We start from the raw sequence: 17,871 nt of genomic DNA on the forward strand, positions 1-17,871 counted from the left end.
CCTAAAAAGCGCAAAATATTAAAACTTTCTTAGCTCAAAAAATTTCAAAACCAAACAAAAGTGGTGCCGTTAGTGACTATATGTCAATTTTACGGCACCACTTTAACAAGAAGATTTATTGTAATTCTACTCTATAATTATCATTTTCCAGCTTTCTTTTCTGCTCCGGCCTTTTCAGAGTAAATAGGATTATTCTTATTTCCACCAGACATGAGATATGCAACAAGATCTCTAAGTTCACCAGGATTTAAACCATTTATTAGTCCTGGAAGCATCACTGAAACAGTAGACAATTTACTTGAGGCTACTTCTTTTTTGCTTAGTTTCCTCACCGTCTTGGAGTCGAAAGGATTTTGCGCAATGTAATAGAAATTGGCATCTTCGTTCAACTGACGACCCACAACGGATTCTCCATTTTTTAGCGTATAGGAGATCGAGCCGAATTGATCGGAGATTGTTTTATCAGGTTCGATGATTGCCTCCAACATGTCCTTTGCAGAGAAGCGAGTACCCAATTGTGTCAAATCAGGTCCCACATCAGCACCTTCACCCTGGATACTATGACAACGGTTACAAAGAACTGCTGAGTAAATCATCTTCCCTCTTTCAAAATCACTATTTGCCAAGCTATCCTGTACAGCCACCACAGCATCTTTCAGTTTCCAGCTGCGGCCAGGCCCTTTCGGAGTATACAATTTAGCAAGATCATTTCCAGTGCCAGAAAGTAGCTCAGCACCAGACAATTTATTATAGTATTCAACTTTATCCTTCGGAACATTTTTCAATGCAAGCTGTCGGGCTTTGTCGATAAAGCCAATATAGCTACGTCCTCCCTGATAACTGAATGCTTTGTGATACCATTTAAAGTATTGCTCTCTTAGCTGCGGCGTCCATCCGGTTTTGGCACTGCTCAGCATCATGGCATAATACATCTGCTGTTGAGGAGGCATTTTTTCTAATAAACCAGCTAAATCCAGTCCATATTGCGGATTTCTTAAAATAAGATCAGCAGAAGCGGTCACCATTTCATTGTCTTTATCATCAAATTTTTCATTTTTTTCGATGAGAGAAATCGTCTTTTCTACCGCCTTCGGCGCTTCAAGTGTGATCAAAATTTTGCTAAGAAATCGATTTTGCAACGCATTCGGAGACGGAAATTTGGGATTCAGGTAGGCAATCAAAGCCTGCTTTGTCGCCGCATCAGGCTGACCAGTACGATACAGAGTCACTTCTACAGCGCGCAGTAACGCTTGTTTTTGCAGATCATCCAGTTTGGCATAGTCTATTTTTGACAGTCCACTCAGGATCGGCCCTCCTACTTTCGTTGAGTCACCATTACGCGCCAGTGCTATAGATGAATAGATCAATGTCTGCGGATCTTTCTCTGCATACACTTTATTTTGCCAGTCCGCAACAGGTTGATGTTCAATTGCTAAACGAGCAGCAAAACGTAGGAAACGGTCAGAACTTTTCAGGTACGGCCATGCTGTCTCAACTGCCTTGGGGTCTTTTTTCACATGGAATTTTTCCAGTTCAGTACGCTGTTTATGCTCACTCGTAAGTACCGGGGTTACCGTATTGGCACCTGCTGGAATGTTCTTATAGTCTTCGTAATACACACGATAAAGGTCAGATTCCAGACGACGCCCTCCGGTTAAAAAATACAAGGCTCCGTCCGGGCCAATTGCTCCATCCGTTAAAGGCAGCGGTGCACCAGATAAAAATTCCTGGTGATCGGCCGTGTAGGTAGAACCTTGTGGCTTGAGATGCAATCCATGCACAATTCCAAAGCTCCAGTCAAATGCCAGTAGTGTATTTTTATATTTCGCAGGAAATCTCGCTTTGTCCAGGTAAATAAGATTGGTTGGAGACCCCTGACCAATATTCATCACGGGTGAAAGGAAATCAGCAAACGAAGGGGACGTATTAGCAGATCCCGTTCTCCATCCATAATCACCACCACTCGTTGCATGACAGACACGTGTCGGACGATACCAGGGTGTACCAAAATCCCACTCCATATCTGAATCATATATGAACAGATCCCCTGCTTCATTGAAAGCAATATCATATGCATTGCGGTAACCTGCACTTACCAGCTCCCAGCTTTTTCCCTCGGGATCAGTTTTAGCTATCCAGCCGCCTGGCGCATGTCTGTCACCGGCATGTCCGCGAGGGTCTTTGATAAAGGGAAAGAGGTTATCGTTTTTCCAGTTAGGTAACAACCGGTAGATATCCATTTTAGGCAGATCCGTGAAGTTACCCGCTACAACGTAAAGCGATTTTTTGTCCGGTGAAAGCACAATGCTGTGCGGCCCATGCTCACCTTCACCTACCAGTGGTTTTATTAATGTAATTTTATCATACTGATCATTATTGTCAGTATCCTGTAAACGGTACAATCCACTACCTTTAGGGAATTTTGGATTTTCCCTGTTATTGATCATCACATACAAACTATTGAATGCATACAACAGACCGTGAGCAAATCCCATAGCTACCTTAGCTGTATCTCCTTCCACACGCAACGCTTCTACCTGAGGTTTATCTGTAGAGCCGATTGCCGGAAGCACGAGACGGAAAAGTCCTCCGTACTGATCAGAGGTGATCATTCTGCCTTTATCATCAAATGCCATCGAAACCCAGGATCCATTTTTCTCCTCTGAAGGGCTATATAAATGCTCAGCCTTAAAGCCTTCGGGAAGTTTAATTTTATCAACCTTTGACGACCCCGGAGGCCGGTGTTTTGCGGACCGGTTACTCACCAGCACGCCACTACCAACTCCAACGGCCACAATAACTGCCAGCGTGGTTGATAGTTTTAACCATTTTTTCTTTGTGTACATTTTACAATTCAGAGTTTAAGTAATTCAATATAGATTTTGTAGTTATGATGTAACCTAGAAATGCACTTTATCGTAATCATTCTCGGATAAAGCAAAATAAAACTTGGAATAGTCTATCGAGTGCAATTATAGGAGTAATATGTCAGGCCACTATCCTGTTGTGTCTGTACTTTGTAGTTTCTAAGTGTATTCTAACAAAATTAACCAGAGAGCCAGGGCTTGTGATTGCTCTATAACTCTCTGGTTAATTAACATAATCAGAATCTTTAATTAATTCTAGAAATGCGGTGTCAGTGCTGCTTCAACAGCTGGCAATCCGTAATAGTCATCCAAAACGGTGAAAGCATTACTTGGTGGAACAGCTCCCGGAGGGAAATAGTATGCTGCCGGATTAGCTTTAACCTTTGCACCATACGCACCTATAATTTCCTTCACACGACCGGTTCTGGTCAGATCGAACCACCGTTTGTTTTCAAAAGCAAGTTCAACACGTCTTTCCTTGAATATAGCTTCCCGCATCGCTGTCTGACTGGTAGCGGTAGTAGCGGGCAAACCTGCTCTGGTTCTTACCTGATTGATATAGGTTGCTGCATCGGCAGGTTTACCTTGCTCGTTCAGCGATTCTGCTAAAAACAATAATACTTCGGAATAACGATAAACGGGCCAGTTCTGACCAGTATTATTGTGCAAAGCATGTGTTCTTGCATATTTTTTTATGTATGGATAAGTTTTGTTTGTAGCAAGACTACCACTTAGTGTTACATAACCAATCGAAATATCCTTACGCTTGTCTCCTGCTTCATACGCTTGTATCAAATCAGGAGTTGGAATATTATTACTTTCCTGCGAAACCCCCTGCGTATTGCCTGTTCCCACAATAGGCTTTAACTCTTCTGCCTTAATGGGTGCCGGTATGAAGCGATAAATCTGGTTGCCGTTAAATCCGGCAGCACCTTCCATATACTGTATTTCAAAAACAGACTCTTGATTATTCTTATTGGAACTTGTAAATGAGAATGCATTATTATAGTCCGGCATAAGACTGTAGCCATCATTGGTGATGACTTCCCTCGTAAGCTTTTCTACATCAGCCCATTTCTTTTGGGTTAAATACAGATTAGCCAATAGCGTTTTAGCTGCCCCGGATGTGGCTCTACCAGCTTGCTGCTTTGCTTTATTCAGTAATAACGTGCTGGCTAGTTTAGCGTCAAGTTCAATCTGAGCATAAATATCCTCAGTAGATGCCAAAGGTTGAGCTGCATCTTCCCTTCCTGTCACAGGAGTTAGGTGCATGGGTACTTTACCAAATAACCTAACTAAATCGAAGTAAGCAAAAGCACGCAAAAATAGGGCTTCCCCCTTCAGGTTTTTCTTTATTTCAGCATCAAAATCAGCAGCATCAATTGTGGTTAATACCTGATTAGCCCTGGCAATAATCAGATAGTTCAGGCGATATTGAACCAATACGTTGTCATTAGGCGTAGTACCATTTGCCGTTGGAACGGCGAAGTCAGCGACATTTTCGGTAGCATCTACTGCTCCGAACAACGTATTCCTTGCATAATATGTATTATCGGAATGCATTTCTTCCAATACCCAAGCACGCTCGTTAAACATCTGACGAAGTGGCGCATAAATAGCGTTAACTCCCTGCTGAAAGTCAGCCTGCGTTCTGAAAAATGTTTCTGTAGTAAGTTCTGTTTCAGGAAGAACACTAAGGAAACCCTCGTTACAACCTGCCAAACTCAATGCTAACATGCAGGCTCCTATATATTTTATTTTCATATCTGATCTGATTTTATAAATGATAAACGGCCTGGTTTTAGAAGTTGAGATTTACACCCAATGTCCAGGTACGTGGAACCGGATAGTTTGAGAAATCAACACCCTGACTCAGGTTACCACCATCACCATTTCCATCCGCCTGCGCACTTGTTTCAGGGTTAGGTCCGCCGGTATAATTTGTGAAAACCCATGCTTGCTGAACAGAACCATAGATCCGTGCCGATTTGAATACCTTGTTAATTTTTCCAACGTTATAGCCCAGCGTAATATTCTTAATAGTGAAGTAAGAGGCTTTTGCTACGAAATGAGAACTATTCCAGTCACGCTCAATACCAGTGAAATTTCCGCCATTATTGGTCGCTCCAAACATACCATTACCTGGGGTGATTATTGTCGTGGCGGTTCCTTTGCCATTCGCATCTGTCACATTCTTTACACGGAAACGATCTTTTACTCCGGCTACCATATTAAATACGCCATCCAGGTTAGCTGTGCTATATAAGTGTCTTACCCATAAATCATTGCCATGAGATCCTGAACCTACAATCGACAGGTCCCATTTGCCATAACTCAGGTTATTTACTATACCATAAGTGAATTTCGGGAATGGGTTACCGATGATTGTGCGGTCATCATTATCTCCACCATTCGTAATGACGCCGTCACCGTTCACATCTTTAAATTTCACAGTGCCAATAGCCGAACGTCCCGGAATGACTGGAGAAGTTCTCAGCTCCTCCTGACTCATGTAAAAACCTTCTTTTTGCAAACCATAGAACATACCGAATGGCTGACCAACCTGCGTGATGTGGAATGTACCATATACTCTGTCGATGCCGGGAGCCAGGGCCAATACCTTGTTTCTGTTAAAAGCGATGTTGGCATTCGTTGTCCATTTCAGCTTTCCTTCCAGATTTCTGGTAGTCAGTGCAATCTCATGTCCCCAAAGTTTAATTTCTCCGATGTTATCAAAATAGTTAGCAAATCCAGATTCCTGAGGTACTTGCACTGCATATAACAGATTGGTTGTACGTTTTGTATAGAAATCATACACCAACTGAATCCGGTCGTTGAGCAAACCAAGATCAAGACCCAAATCCATTTGTCTTGTTGTTTCCCAACTCAGGTTCCGGTTAGCTAAGGATACCACACCTGCACCAGTAGAAACCGTCTCTCCAAATACAGCATTAAGCGTATTGCTTACGCGGGCATACTGGGTATAATTACCAATGTTATTATTTCCAATCACCCCGATACTACCACGAATTTTCGCAAATGATATGTGTCTCGAAGTATTAAGAAAATTCTCATCAGACATCACCCAACCTGCTGATGCGGAAGGAAAAGTTCCCCATAGTTTGTCATTCCCAAATCTGGACGAACCATCAGTTCTCAATGCGGCTGTGAACAGATATTTTCCTTTAAAATTATATGAAAGACGTGACAGGTAAGAAGTAAGCTTCCATTCACTCACACCATTGAAAGATCCGGGACGGTTCACATTTACTGCACCCTGAATTGTTGGAAGGCGATCATCCGCGTAAGTGTCTGTTTGTATACGCTCAAATTCCTGTCGATAACCTTGCTGAGTAAAACCTGCCAGCAATTCGAAATTGTGCTCACCAAATCTTTTCTGGTAAGTAGCTGTATTTTCATTCAACCAGCCGGTATTGGTAAGAGCCTGACGAATAGATACCGCTGTTGTTGGAATAGGAACGTTGATAGCACTGGTCGCCGTTGACGGATTGAAGAAGAAAAATCTATTATTCTCAAATTCAATGTTCAGGGTCGTTCTGATGTTAAGACCAGGCAAAGGATTAACTTGTAAGTAGGTATTACCCAATATTTTGACGTTCTTATTCTCATTAGTAAGCTCATCAGCTGCTCTCACCCAGTTCGGATAAGCATAGATATTACCTGTGCTCTCCGGAAAACGATTGAATTTCGTCAATTCCCCGTTTGCATCCCGGATAGGCATGACAGGCCACGTATGGAGCGCATTGAACAAAATACCTGTTCCACGGTCTCCATCCGTTCTTGGTGTATTATCATAAACATACTGAGGAGCTATGTTGAATCCCACCTTAATTCTTTTAGAAAGATCATAATCGGTATTCATCCTGAGTGAATAGCGCTTATAGGTGTTGTTTCTAACTACACCTTCCTGGTTGAAAATCCCTCCTACCAGCGATGTTCGCATATTCTCTTTACTTGAAGTTACTGTAATATTGTAACTCTGGATCGGAGCCCTGCGAAGCACTGCATCATACCAGTCGTTGTTTTTTCCCTCGTAAATAGAAGGGTCTCTGAACTCTTCGGGAACAGTTCTGTTTTCATCTTCATAGTATTCCTTCTTAAACTGAGCAAACTCCACAGCATTCAACATTTTCACCCGGCCCTTTTGAGGAACATTCTGCGTTCCATAGAATGCATTCAAACTCACATTTGTTTGACCTGCCTTTGGTTTCTTCGTGGTGATAAGTACCACCCCGTTAGCAGCTCTCGATCCATACAGCGAAGTTGAAGCCGCATCTTTAAGAATCGAAATATCTTCAATCTCATCCGGATTCATCGCTCCTATATTACCGGTTATAGGAAAACCATCAATCACATAAAGAGGGTCGCTACCTGCAGATACGGATACCTGACCACGAATACGCACCGACATCCCCTGCCCTGGCTTGCCGGTTGTCTGGTTAATCTGGACACCGGCCAGTCTTCCTTGTAACTTTTGAGTAACCTGCGATACAGGAATGTCTTTCAACTCTTCACTCTTCACAGTTTGCACTGACCCCGTGATTTCCTTTTTTAGCTGACTACCATATCCAACCACCACAACCTCTGTAAGTGCCTTTGAATCAGCATCCAGCTGAATATTTATTGTAGCATTATTGCCTATAACAACCTCTTTGGACAAATAACCCACGGAAGATATTACCAATGTTCCACCTGCATCTGGTACACTGAGCGAAAAATTCCCGTCTGTATCAGAAACTGTTCCTGTATTGGTGCCCTTCAACAGCACACTGGCACCTGGCAGAGATTCACCGTTTTCGTCGGTAACCTTACCGGTAACAGTCTTGTTGACTACGCTGATTTCTCTTGAGTAGCGAGCTTTGGTTAACAATGGCTTACTTTCGGCATAAGAACAAAGGGCAAGCGTGGCCATACATGTAAGCCAGAGCAATCTCCCCCTGTCCTTTCTTCCTGTACTTTCATCGAATAGTCCAGATTGAATCATAAAATTGATAGGTTTAGAAAATTAAAATTTGTTTCAGTTGTCTTGAGGATCTTTACTTTTCATGGTAAATGTTACATAGGCTTAGGTTTTGGTGGGACGTGGAAATGTCGTACTGAAGAATGTTCTATATAGCCAAAGCACAGACCATCTGTTTAGTTTAGGTCCTGCCTGAAAACTGGAAAAACTGAAACGTATGCACATCAGGACGTATACCTTGTATCTATTAATATAACAATACCTATTTCAAATAGTATTATTCGCAATAGTAGCGCTATTATTGACTGAGACTATCCTGCTGTGTCCGGTTTTTACAAATATTTTTAAAATAAGTTTTTATTGAACTATATCATGTAATATATCAAAATGGAGTGAGGTTCTGCAATAAATTGAAAAATGAAAACAAAAAAATACCGGCTGTATGAGCAACCGGTACACATATCAAAGTATTCTGAAAAATTATGTGAGTAAATCTAAAACTGCCTTTCCTTTACCATCGGGGGTTGTATAGAACGGCCTTTTTTCAACTTCGTATTGTGTATCTTCGGATATTCCCAAGGCATGATAAATTGTTTGATGCAACTGGTCGATTTTAATTGGATTTTCGATTGTCTTACAGGGTCGCTCATCTGCAGTTTTACCATATACAAATCCTTTCTTTGCTCCTCCTCCAAACATGAGCACCGAGCAACCATCGGTAAAATGCCTGTGCATTCCGTAAAATTTCAGGTCTGTTAGGATATCGGGTTGTGCTACCTGCTCCTGCACTTTCACATCAGGCCTGCCTTCCACCATCATATCTCTGCTGAACTCACTGGCCAACACAATCATTGTCCGATCGAGCAAGCCTTGTTTATCCAGATCCTTGACCAATTGGGCAACGGGCCCATCGATCTGACGCTTCATTTCAATCAACCGGGTATGACCATTTTCATGTGTGTCCCAGCCTTTAAATGGCTCATATTCGGTGGTCACACTAATAAATCGTGCTCCTTGCTCCGTGAGTCTTCTTGCAAGCAAGCATCCCAAACCAAATCTTCCTGTGTTATAGATGTTGTAGCTTTCTGTTGGTTCTGCACTCAGATTAAAAGCTTTAGATTCTGGAGAATTCAGTAATGCATAAGCCTGCTCCATAGACCTTTTTAACAACTCTCTCTGATAATCGCTTCCGAACTCTCCGATCGGACTATTGTTAATCAACTCATTGTATAATTGATTACGTTTCTCAAAACGTTTTGCATCCATACCTACAGGTGGCCGTACGCTTTCAAGGCCTTGTGTAGGATCAGGAATGAAAAATGGTCCGAACTCATTGCCCAGGAATCCTGCTGTATGGAATGCTTTTAACTCCTCAGCTTCTCCTAAAGTAAACCGCTGACCAATATCAATAAACGCGGGAATTACCGGATTCTTCGGTCCGAGTTCCTTTGCAATCCAGGATCCCATATGTGGCGCAGCAACTGTTTGAGGGGGTTCATAGCAGGTGTGCCAATGGTATTGATGCCTGGAATGCAGAATGTGTCCCATGTCTGCTTCCACATAAGATCGTATCAAAGTGCCCATGTCCATCACACTTCCAATGGACTGCAGACCTTCAGAGAAATGTATACCATCCAGTACGGTAGGTACGGATCGGAATGTACTCAGCACACGATTTCCCTTCATACCTTTTTCAAAAGGTGTGAATTTTTTCGGGTCGAATGTTTCCGTGTGGGCCATGCCGCCTGCCATCCAAAGTAAAATAACTGTATCTGCTTTGGAATTTGATCCAGGTTTACAGCCTGATAATAGGTTGGCAACGGGTGATCCTGCAGCTAAGGCAGCCATAGTTGCAGCACTGGTTTTTCGCAGAAACTCTCTCCTATTCCAATAATTATTCATACCATCTTACTATAACATGCTGATTTACAATAAACAGTAATAATACTTTTTTAAATTATTAAATGTATTAAACTTCTTAAAAGTATATAGCTTATTAAACATTCATTACATACTATCCTTTAAATTTATTTAAAAAGCATAATTCATACTGTGTCAATAGATTAATTGGAATTCCGGTGTCAGAGCTATCGCCCAGACCAGATCCTGAACACCTTCTTCCGTTGAGGTCTGACCTACTATTTTCCTTGCCGCCGCCAGTTCTTTTGGTACTGGTATTCGTCCCAGCATCGTTTGGTAGAGCTCAGCAATAAGCACATCCGAGGTCGGGTATTTGCCTTTCCAGTGACGTGAACCTCTTTTCAGGGTTTCTGTAAATTTAGAACCATTGGTTAACTCCAGTGCTTGCAATAAGTTGGCTTGAGAGATTCGGCTCGTACTGACTGTCTCACGGTTAGGTCTACCCAAAGCCGTTAAAAAATGATCATTCTTTACCAGAGCTGCGCGCGGAAATCTTCCGTTCTGCTTCAGATTTTCAGGGAGGAACTTATAAACTATAGCAGTGTCGGCATACATAGGTTCAAATGATGTGCTTATCGCATCACTGAATTGTTCAGCTGTCAATCTTTTTCTTACCATACCTGTGAACATATAGGATTCTGACATGATTTCATCAGCTTCCTTTACAGATGATGAAGGCAGCTGATAGGTTCTGGATGTTACAATGGTATAGATCAGTTTTCTAATGTCATATCCATTCGCAGCAAAGTCTGACGCCAACCAATCCAGCAGATCTTCACTCCATGGAAGATTATCCATCATATCTACTGGCTCTATCATTCCTCTTCCGAGTAACTGTGCCCAAATCCGATTCACCACCGTTCTGTAGAGCCTTCCATTTTTAGGTTGAACCAGCAAATCAGCCAGCTGTCGCAATCTTAATTCCTTATCTTTGGTAACAGTTATTTCTCCCAGCTCGGGAAACAACATCCCTGTTCCCGCAATTTTTCCGGTTGACTTATCACACCTGTTAATTTCCAGGAGCGTATCTGCAAAAATGTTGGCAAAGGCATAAGCCTCTTCCAATTTCCAATCACTGATAAAGCTGTCATGGCATGAAGCACATTTGAGATTTAGGCCCAGCAACACTTGGGATACATTTTGTGCGGCCTGCATCTCAGTTCGCTGGCTACTATTAATAGTACCTCTCCATTTAATACCATTTATAAAACCTTCCGAGCCCTTTACAGGACTTACCAACTCTTTAACCAATTGATTATAAGGCTTATTTTTTTCAAGTGAGCTATACAACCATTTAGTAATATCAAACCGCCCACCTGTAATATACCCTGTACCAGAATAATCATTTCTCAAAGCATCATTCCAGAATGAAAGCCAGTGTTGGGTATATTGATCATCTCTCGAAAGTAGCTCCTGGGCTAATCTTGCTCTCTTATCAGGACTTTTATCTGCTAAAAAAGTGGCAACTTGTGAGGGAGTGGGAAGTAAACCTACAACGTCGAGATATACTCTGCGGATATAGGTCCTGTCGTTCACTAAGGGCTTCCAGGCAATTTTATTCTTCCGGAAATACGCATTAACAAAACGATCAACAGGCTGTACGTTATCACCACTTACCGGCGGAATTTCCGGATCCCGTGGTTCCAGCCGCGCTGACCGGTAAATGCTTTTTTCTTTACCATCAGGCCATGGCGCTCCTTTTTCAATCCAAAACTTCAATATATCAACTTCTTTGGTAGTTAGTCTCTTACCCTTTGTTGGCATTGCCTCTTTATGACCATGAGGCAAAGTGATCCTACGGATAAGTTCGCTTTTGTCCGGATGGTTAGGTATTACAATAACACCTCCCTCTCCACCCTTCATAATTGATTCTTTTCCGTCCAGACGCAAATCTCCTTTCGATTTTGCTTCTCCGTGACAACTGTAACAATTATGAGCCAGCATGGTCCTCACCTGCACGTTCAGATCCTGAAGCTGCTGATCAGTCAACTCTCCGGTATTGGTAAGCACAAAATTTGCGCTTGTAATAACCGGGTCTTCACCTTCATTTCCATCATTTGGTAGTACACTGGTGAGATAGTCATCACCATGCGTGAGCATAGCACCATAGTGACCGGCAACAGAAACGCCTATCACTGCCAGTATCAGGATTCCTCTGTATACTTTGATCTTATTCCGATAAAGAAAATAACAAGCACCTAGCGATAATGATGCAGTACTTATTCCTGCCCATTGATGTATATCTAATGCAGAAGCGCCATAATCTCCATCGGCAGCCAATAACAAGCCTAAGATTACAGCCATGATAGCAGTTGCCGTTCCTATTGCCAAAAGTGCCTGACTTGCCCCACGAAAGTTACTGTCTTTTTTGCGCCAGTCTATTAATTCGAGTACGAGCGCTACAGCAAGCAAGCATATTGGAAAATGAACAACTAACGGGTGAAGCCTTCCCAAAAATTGCCAGCCAAAATGTTTCGGTGGATTGTGACAGCATGGATATCATTCAGAAATCAAAAGGTGCAGAACATAACGTGTTGACGAGATAAATATTGATAAATTAATATTAATAATTGTAATTTTAAAATAATATCCCTTCTCTTTAATACTATTTAGCTTATGAAAAAGTTATTACTCTTATTTATTCTGCCCTTGTACTTTCCACTATTTGCAGATCATATCGTAGGTGGAGAATTGAGAATGAAATTATCAGTAGGCAACCGCTATGATGTTTCTCTGATTCAGTTCTGGGACGGCAACAACCTTGTAATTCCAACTAATACAACCAATGGCAACCGTGACAACAGTGTGGCCATTTTCATATATAGTAAAAGGACTAACGCCTACATGGATCAGGTGATAGCTTATTACACTTCAACGAAGGAAATTGAGTATCAGAACAAAGCGTGCGCTACATTTAAATCTTTGAATACATCTGCAGGAACTTATAACGGAAGCATTACCCTGAGTCCGAATCGATACAGTGACCCCGAGGGCTATTATATGGTGTGGGAACGTTGTTGCAGGAATTCAGATATTACCAATATCAAAGAGCCCCAAACCAATGGTATCACATTTTATCTGGAATTTCCTCCGGTCACAGTCAGCAACTCTTCTCCGCAATTCCAGATTCCGAATGGACAATACATCTGTACAAATCGCGACTTCGCGATGAATATGTCGGCTATTGACAGTGACGGTGATAATCTTAAATACTCCCTTGTAACGCCGTTACGCGGATACACAAGCACAAGGCAGGCAAACGGTGATAACAGCATTAAAAATGGTTATCCGGAAGTAATCTGGTCCAACGGATTTTCATTGCAAAAAATTATCCCGGGAAACAAACCTCTTTCTATTGACCCAAATGGCATACTGCACGTGAATGCCAATGTAACTGGTCTGTTTGTATTTGCCATACAATGCGAGGAATACAGAAATGAAAAAAGAATAGGGGTTGTACGCAGGGACTTTCAGTTGATGGTCATTGATTGCGATGATGAGGCTCCGGATGTTCCTATAGTAACTGTTAGTGATATACCTGTTACTGATGTTACCATTTGTTCGATGCGCCCGGTTACACTAGCCATTACACAAGAACCCGACTGGACTTACCAATGGCAGAAAAATGGATTTAATCTTCCGGGTGCTATCTATTCTAACATCGTGGTAACTGACACCGGTAGCTATTCGGTTATAAAAAGTTATACCAAAAAATGTACCCGTGATACAGCATCTGCATCTGTCCGCGTCCTACTGCAAACACTTCCGGAAATCGAAATTACGTCGCCCGTAAACAGCATTTGTCTGGATGATACGATGATTCTATCTGCAAATATTGACAACCCGGACCGGTTTATTTACAAATGGTTTCACAACAATAAGGAACTAGCCAGCTCAATAAAGGAGCTTCCTATCAGCGAATCCGGAGATTACAAACTAATAGCAGAAGATATCAGTTCTGGTTGTAAATCAGAACATTCAATCTACATATCCCCAGGTAATATATCAGTATCTATGCCTGATACGATCACAGGCAACGAAGGCGAGCACATTTCGATACAACCGAAAATTTCACCTGAACATGTTGACAATCAATATTCCTGGACAAGAAGTGACAATCCAGCCATTTTTACGTCCACCAAAAATCTTTCTGTAGGGTTGACAGAGGATACCCCTTATATGCTCCATGCCATATCTCCAACAGGCTGCATTTCATCTGCATCGGTGTTCATCCGGGTTCTCAGCCCACTTTATATCCCAAGAGCATTCACTCCAGATAATGACGGACTCAACGATACATTCCAAATATTCAATGATAAAGATCGTATAACAGAAGTTACGATTTTCAACCGTTGGGGGCAGGTAATTTTTCGTTCAAATGGATATAAGATTCCCTGGGACGGTACTTTCAACAACTCAAAGGTCAATGCCGGAAGCTATCCGTATACCATTAAAGCGAAGGATAGAGTTTACACGGGTGAGTTGCTGATCATACGGTAAGTCAGCCAGTGGGATTCAATTCCTGAAATGTTCCGTCAGAATAGAAAACCATAATTTTGGTTACAGCCTTTCCGGCAGCTTGTGCTACGGTATGGGGCATCGGATCGTGCTGAACAGGCTTTTCTGCATACTTTGCTTCATTCAAACCAGCTTTTAACTCACTCTCAGGGGTCGAAGACATGCCATGACTGCCTTCATTTAATATGGACTTTGATACTTCCGAACTCAAAAGGGGCAAGTCCTGGTCATCCATAATCCAATTCACACCCAGATCCGGAAATCTCTTTATTATTTTTTGCACTATATCCAGGCTGGGCTTATTTCTACCCGCCAGAATATGGGACATACTTGATCTTTGCACTCCAATTTCATCCGCAAAAATTGACGGAGATATATTCTTGCCAGATAGTATCAATTTAATTTTCTCACTTAAGTCCATCTATACGTACATTAATTATGTAAATCTATTACAATAGTACAATATACATTAATAAATATCAAAAATGCTTTAAGCTTATTTTAGTAAACTATGTGTGTTTATATTATTAAACTCAAATAATTGACAAAAATAAAGCAGCACTATATGGTGCTGCTTTATTCATACTATAAGAATTTAGATTATTACACCGCCACACCGTTGTCACGAAGGGCGTCATTAAGAGAAGTTTTTAGATCGGTACTAGCCTTACGCTTACCAATGATGAGCGCACATGGAACCTGATAAGTCCCTGATGCGAATGTTTTTGGGATAGAACCAGGGATTACTACTGAGTCTTCCGGAACGAATCCTTTGTATTCGATCGGCTGATCACCTGTCACGTCTATAATCTTTGAACTACCGGTAATCGTAACACCCGCTCCGAGAACAGCTCTCTTTCCTACGCGCGCGCCTTCAACTACTATACATCTGGATCCTATAAAAGCGCCGTCTTCAATAATTACCGGGGAAGCCTGCACAGGCTCTAAAACCCCTCCTATACCTACTCCACCACTCAAATGCACATTTTTGCCTATTTGAGCACAACTTCCCACTGTTGCCCAGGTATCAACCATAGTTCCCTCATCCACATAAGCGCCAATATTTACGTAAGAAGGCATTAAGATTACACCTTTAGAAATGTAGGCACCATAACGTGCTACAGCCGGAGGTACAACCCTCACACCCAATTCTTCGTAACCTGTCTTGAGTTTCATTTTATCATGATATTCGAAAATACCTACCTCGCTCACCTGCATTTGACGTATAGGGAAATAAAGGATAATGGCTTTTTTCAGAGCTTCGTTCACTGTCCAGCTACCATCTTCTTGCGGCTCTGCAACTCTGAGTCTTCCTTTATCTACTTCTTCAATAATATCAGAGATAAGTTTTACTACTGATGAGTCTTTTAATAGCTCACGATTTGACCATACTTCTTCAATCTTACTTGCGAAGTTCATGCTAATTAAACTGTTTAATTAAATATATTTAACGACTTGATTTACAGCATATACACAGACCTTAACAAAACAATATATGCCAGCCCGTGAGTGCCCTTGAATGGGTACTTATGAATTCAAATAGTAGAAGTGAACCAGCTACTGGAATCGCAAATTTTTCCTAATAGATAGTCCTATTTACCATACTGCAAATATCGCACCAAATATTTTAAAATAACCTTTTCAGGAATAAATTAAGAAAACTCCTTAGCAGCTGACTAATAAACAAATGCTATTTCACCATGAACAAGCACAGATCATCGGCTGCAATGAACTGGGCCGGAAACCTTTGACATACCATTCCTTTTTATTAAATTTGCTCGTAAGAAATAACAAAATCAATCTAGACATGTCTACAGTAAAAGTTGCAATTAATGGCTTCGGGCGTATTGGACGCCTTGTGTATCGTCAAATCTATAACATGGAAGGCATCGAGATCGTAGCAATAAACGATCTTACAAGTCCAAAGGTTTTATCACACCTTCTTAAGTACGACACAGCTCAGGGCCGTTTTGACGCAGAGGTTAAATCCACTGAAAACTCAATCGTTGTAAACGGCGAAAATATAGTAATCTACGCTCAGAGAGACCCAGCTCAAATTCCATGGGCATCTCATGAAGTAGATGTGGTTCTTGAATGTACCGGCTTCTTTACAAGCCAGGAGTCTGCAAGTGCGCACATTACTGCAGGTGCGAAAAAAGTTGTAATCTCTGCTCCTGCTACCGGCGATCTTAAGACAATCGTTTATAACGTGAATCACAACATTCTTGATGGTTCCGAAACGATCATCAGTGGTGCATCATGTACTACTAACTGTCTTGCGCCAATGGCACAGGTATTGGAAGATAAGTTTGGTATCGTGAATGGCTTAATGACAACTATCCACGCTTACACGAATGATCAGAACACTCAGGATGCACCACATCCAAAAGGTGATTTGAGAAGAGCTCGTGCAGCTGCTCAGAACATTGTACCTAACAGTACTGGTGCAGCTAAAGCAATAGGCTTGGTGTTGCCATCATTGAAAGGCAAATTGGACGGATCTGCTCAGCGCGTTCCTACTCTTACAGGTTCATTGACTGAATTGACTGTTATTCTTGGAAAAGAAACTACAGTTGAAGAGATTAATGCAGCGATGAAAGATGCAGCTAACGAAAGCTACGGATATACTGAGGACGAAATCGTAAGCAGCGACATCATCGGTATCAGCTACGGATCTCTGTTTGATGCTACTCAAACAAGAGTTCAGAAAGTGGGTGATACGCAATTGGTTAGAACTGTAAGCTGGTATGACAATGAAATGTCTTATGTATCACAATTGGTTCGTACCGTTTATTACTTCGCTAAATTGATCAAGTAGTAGCGCAATTGTCTATAATAAAACAGGGCATTGGATTTCAAATCCAATGCCCTGTTTTATTATCGTTTATCAACTCAGCCTCCAAATATTATTTAAGCCTGGCTTTAATGTATTTAATTGAATAACCTTTCCCTACAAAAATCTGTTCGTAGTGCGTTCTAACACCGTAGTGCTCCGTAAGCAGCTCTGATTCATATAAGTTATCTGTATGCTCTAATATCTCAAACTGAGCTGAGCCGGATAGCGTCTCTAAGCTATAATCATACAAAAATGAACTATCTGTTTTTAAATAAAACATTCCCTGTTCTTTAAGAAATCGGGAATACATGTCCAAAAAGCGCGTATTGGTCAATCGCTTATTTTCATCTCTGTCACGCACCTGAGGATCCGGATGAACAAGCCATATTTCGTCCACTTCTTTTTCCGAGAAGAATTCATCCGAATACTGTATTCCTGCCCGCAGAAATGCCACGTTCTGTAAATTCGCTTCACTTGCTGCTAAACTTCCTCGGGCAATCCGATCGCCTTTGATATCTACACCTATAAAATTCTTATCAGCAAACTGTTTGCCCAGTCCTATTGTATATTCACCCTTACCACAGGCGAGTTCAAGTACAATAGGGTTATCGTTTTTGAAATAGAGTTCATTCCATTTCCCCTTAACTGTAGTGTAAAACGGTTTCCCTAATTCTATCACATTGTCTGCCCGCGCACTGAATTCGTAATGTGCCAACTTTCTTCTTGACATTTCTTAAACTTGTAAAAAT

General features: G+C 41.6%; 10 protein-coding genes. 2 read left to right on the plus strand and 8 right to left on the minus strand.

The annotated features are described in order from the left end of the window. Positions 1–140: 140 nt before the first annotated feature. The 5 genes from AC1XUE_RS02680 to AC1XUE_RS02700 all read right to left on the minus strand — a co-directional run bounded on the left by AC1XUE_RS02680 (position 141) and on the right by AC1XUE_RS02700 (position 12,180). Positions 141–2,846 (minus strand): c-type cytochrome, encoded by a 2,706-nt coding sequence (locus tag AC1XUE_RS02680; protein ID WP_483354385.1) that lies wholly within the window; start codon positions 2,844–2,846, stop codon positions 141–143. A gap of 276 nt (positions 2,847–3,122) precedes the next feature. Then, a complete protein-coding gene (locus AC1XUE_RS02685; protein WP_483354386.1) occupies positions 3,123–4,631 on the minus strand; it encodes a RagB/SusD family nutrient uptake outer membrane protein in 1,509 nt (502 codons plus the stop codon). A gap of 37 nt (positions 4,632–4,668) precedes the next feature. Beyond that, positions 4,669–7,872, minus strand: a complete 3,204-nt coding sequence (locus AC1XUE_RS02690) for a SusC/RagA family TonB-linked outer membrane protein (protein WP_483354387.1) — start codon at positions 7,870–7,872, stop codon at positions 4,669–4,671. 456 nt (positions 7,873–8,328) lie between these two features. Further along, complete coding sequence (locus AC1XUE_RS02695) at positions 8,329–9,750, minus strand: DUF1501 domain-containing protein (RefSeq protein WP_483354388.1); 1,422 nt, start codon at positions 9,748–9,750, stop codon at positions 8,329–8,331. A 153-nt stretch (positions 9,751–9,903) separates the two neighbouring features. Beyond that, on the minus strand, positions 9,904–12,180 hold the full coding sequence (locus AC1XUE_RS02700; protein ID WP_483354389.1) for a DUF1549 domain-containing protein: 2,277 nt from the start codon (positions 12,178–12,180) through the stop codon (positions 9,904–9,906). A gap of 204 nt (positions 12,181–12,384) precedes the next feature. Here AC1XUE_RS02700 and AC1XUE_RS02705 point away from each other — a divergent pair, with 204 nt between their 5' ends. After that, complete coding sequence (locus tag AC1XUE_RS02705) at positions 12,385–14,268, plus strand: T9SS type B sorting domain-containing protein (RefSeq protein WP_483354390.1); 1,884 nt, start codon at positions 12,385–12,387, stop codon at positions 14,266–14,268. 1 nt (position 14,269) lies between these two features. Here AC1XUE_RS02705 and AC1XUE_RS02710 read toward each other — a convergent pair whose 3' ends face one another. Next, complete coding sequence (locus AC1XUE_RS02710) at positions 14,270–14,614, minus strand: helix-turn-helix transcriptional regulator (RefSeq protein WP_483354391.1); 345 nt, start codon at positions 14,612–14,614, stop codon at positions 14,270–14,272. A 275-nt stretch (positions 14,615–14,889) separates the two neighbouring features. Beyond that, positions 14,890–15,705, minus strand: a complete 816-nt coding sequence (locus AC1XUE_RS02715) for a 2,3,4,5-tetrahydropyridine-2,6-dicarboxylate N-succinyltransferase (RefSeq protein ID WP_483354392.1) — start codon at positions 15,703–15,705, stop codon at positions 14,890–14,892. Positions 15,706–16,093: 388 nt separating this feature from the next. On the opposite strand from AC1XUE_RS02715, the gene gap reads away from it, so the two are divergent. After that, on the plus strand, positions 16,094–17,104 hold the full coding sequence (gene gap / locus AC1XUE_RS02720) for a type I glyceraldehyde-3-phosphate dehydrogenase (protein WP_483354393.1): 1,011 nt from the start codon (positions 16,094–16,096) through the stop codon (positions 17,102–17,104). A gap of 88 nt (positions 17,105–17,192) precedes the next feature. On the opposite strand, the gene trmB is transcribed toward gap, so the two are convergent. Next, complete coding sequence (trmB, locus tag AC1XUE_RS02725) at positions 17,193–17,852, minus strand: tRNA (guanosine(46)-N7)-methyltransferase TrmB (RefSeq protein ID WP_483354394.1); 660 nt, start codon at positions 17,850–17,852, stop codon at positions 17,193–17,195. Positions 17,853–17,871: the final 19 nt, after the last annotated feature.

The sequence above is a fragment of the Dyadobacter sp. HNCC25DJ187 genome (assembly GCF_056895255.1).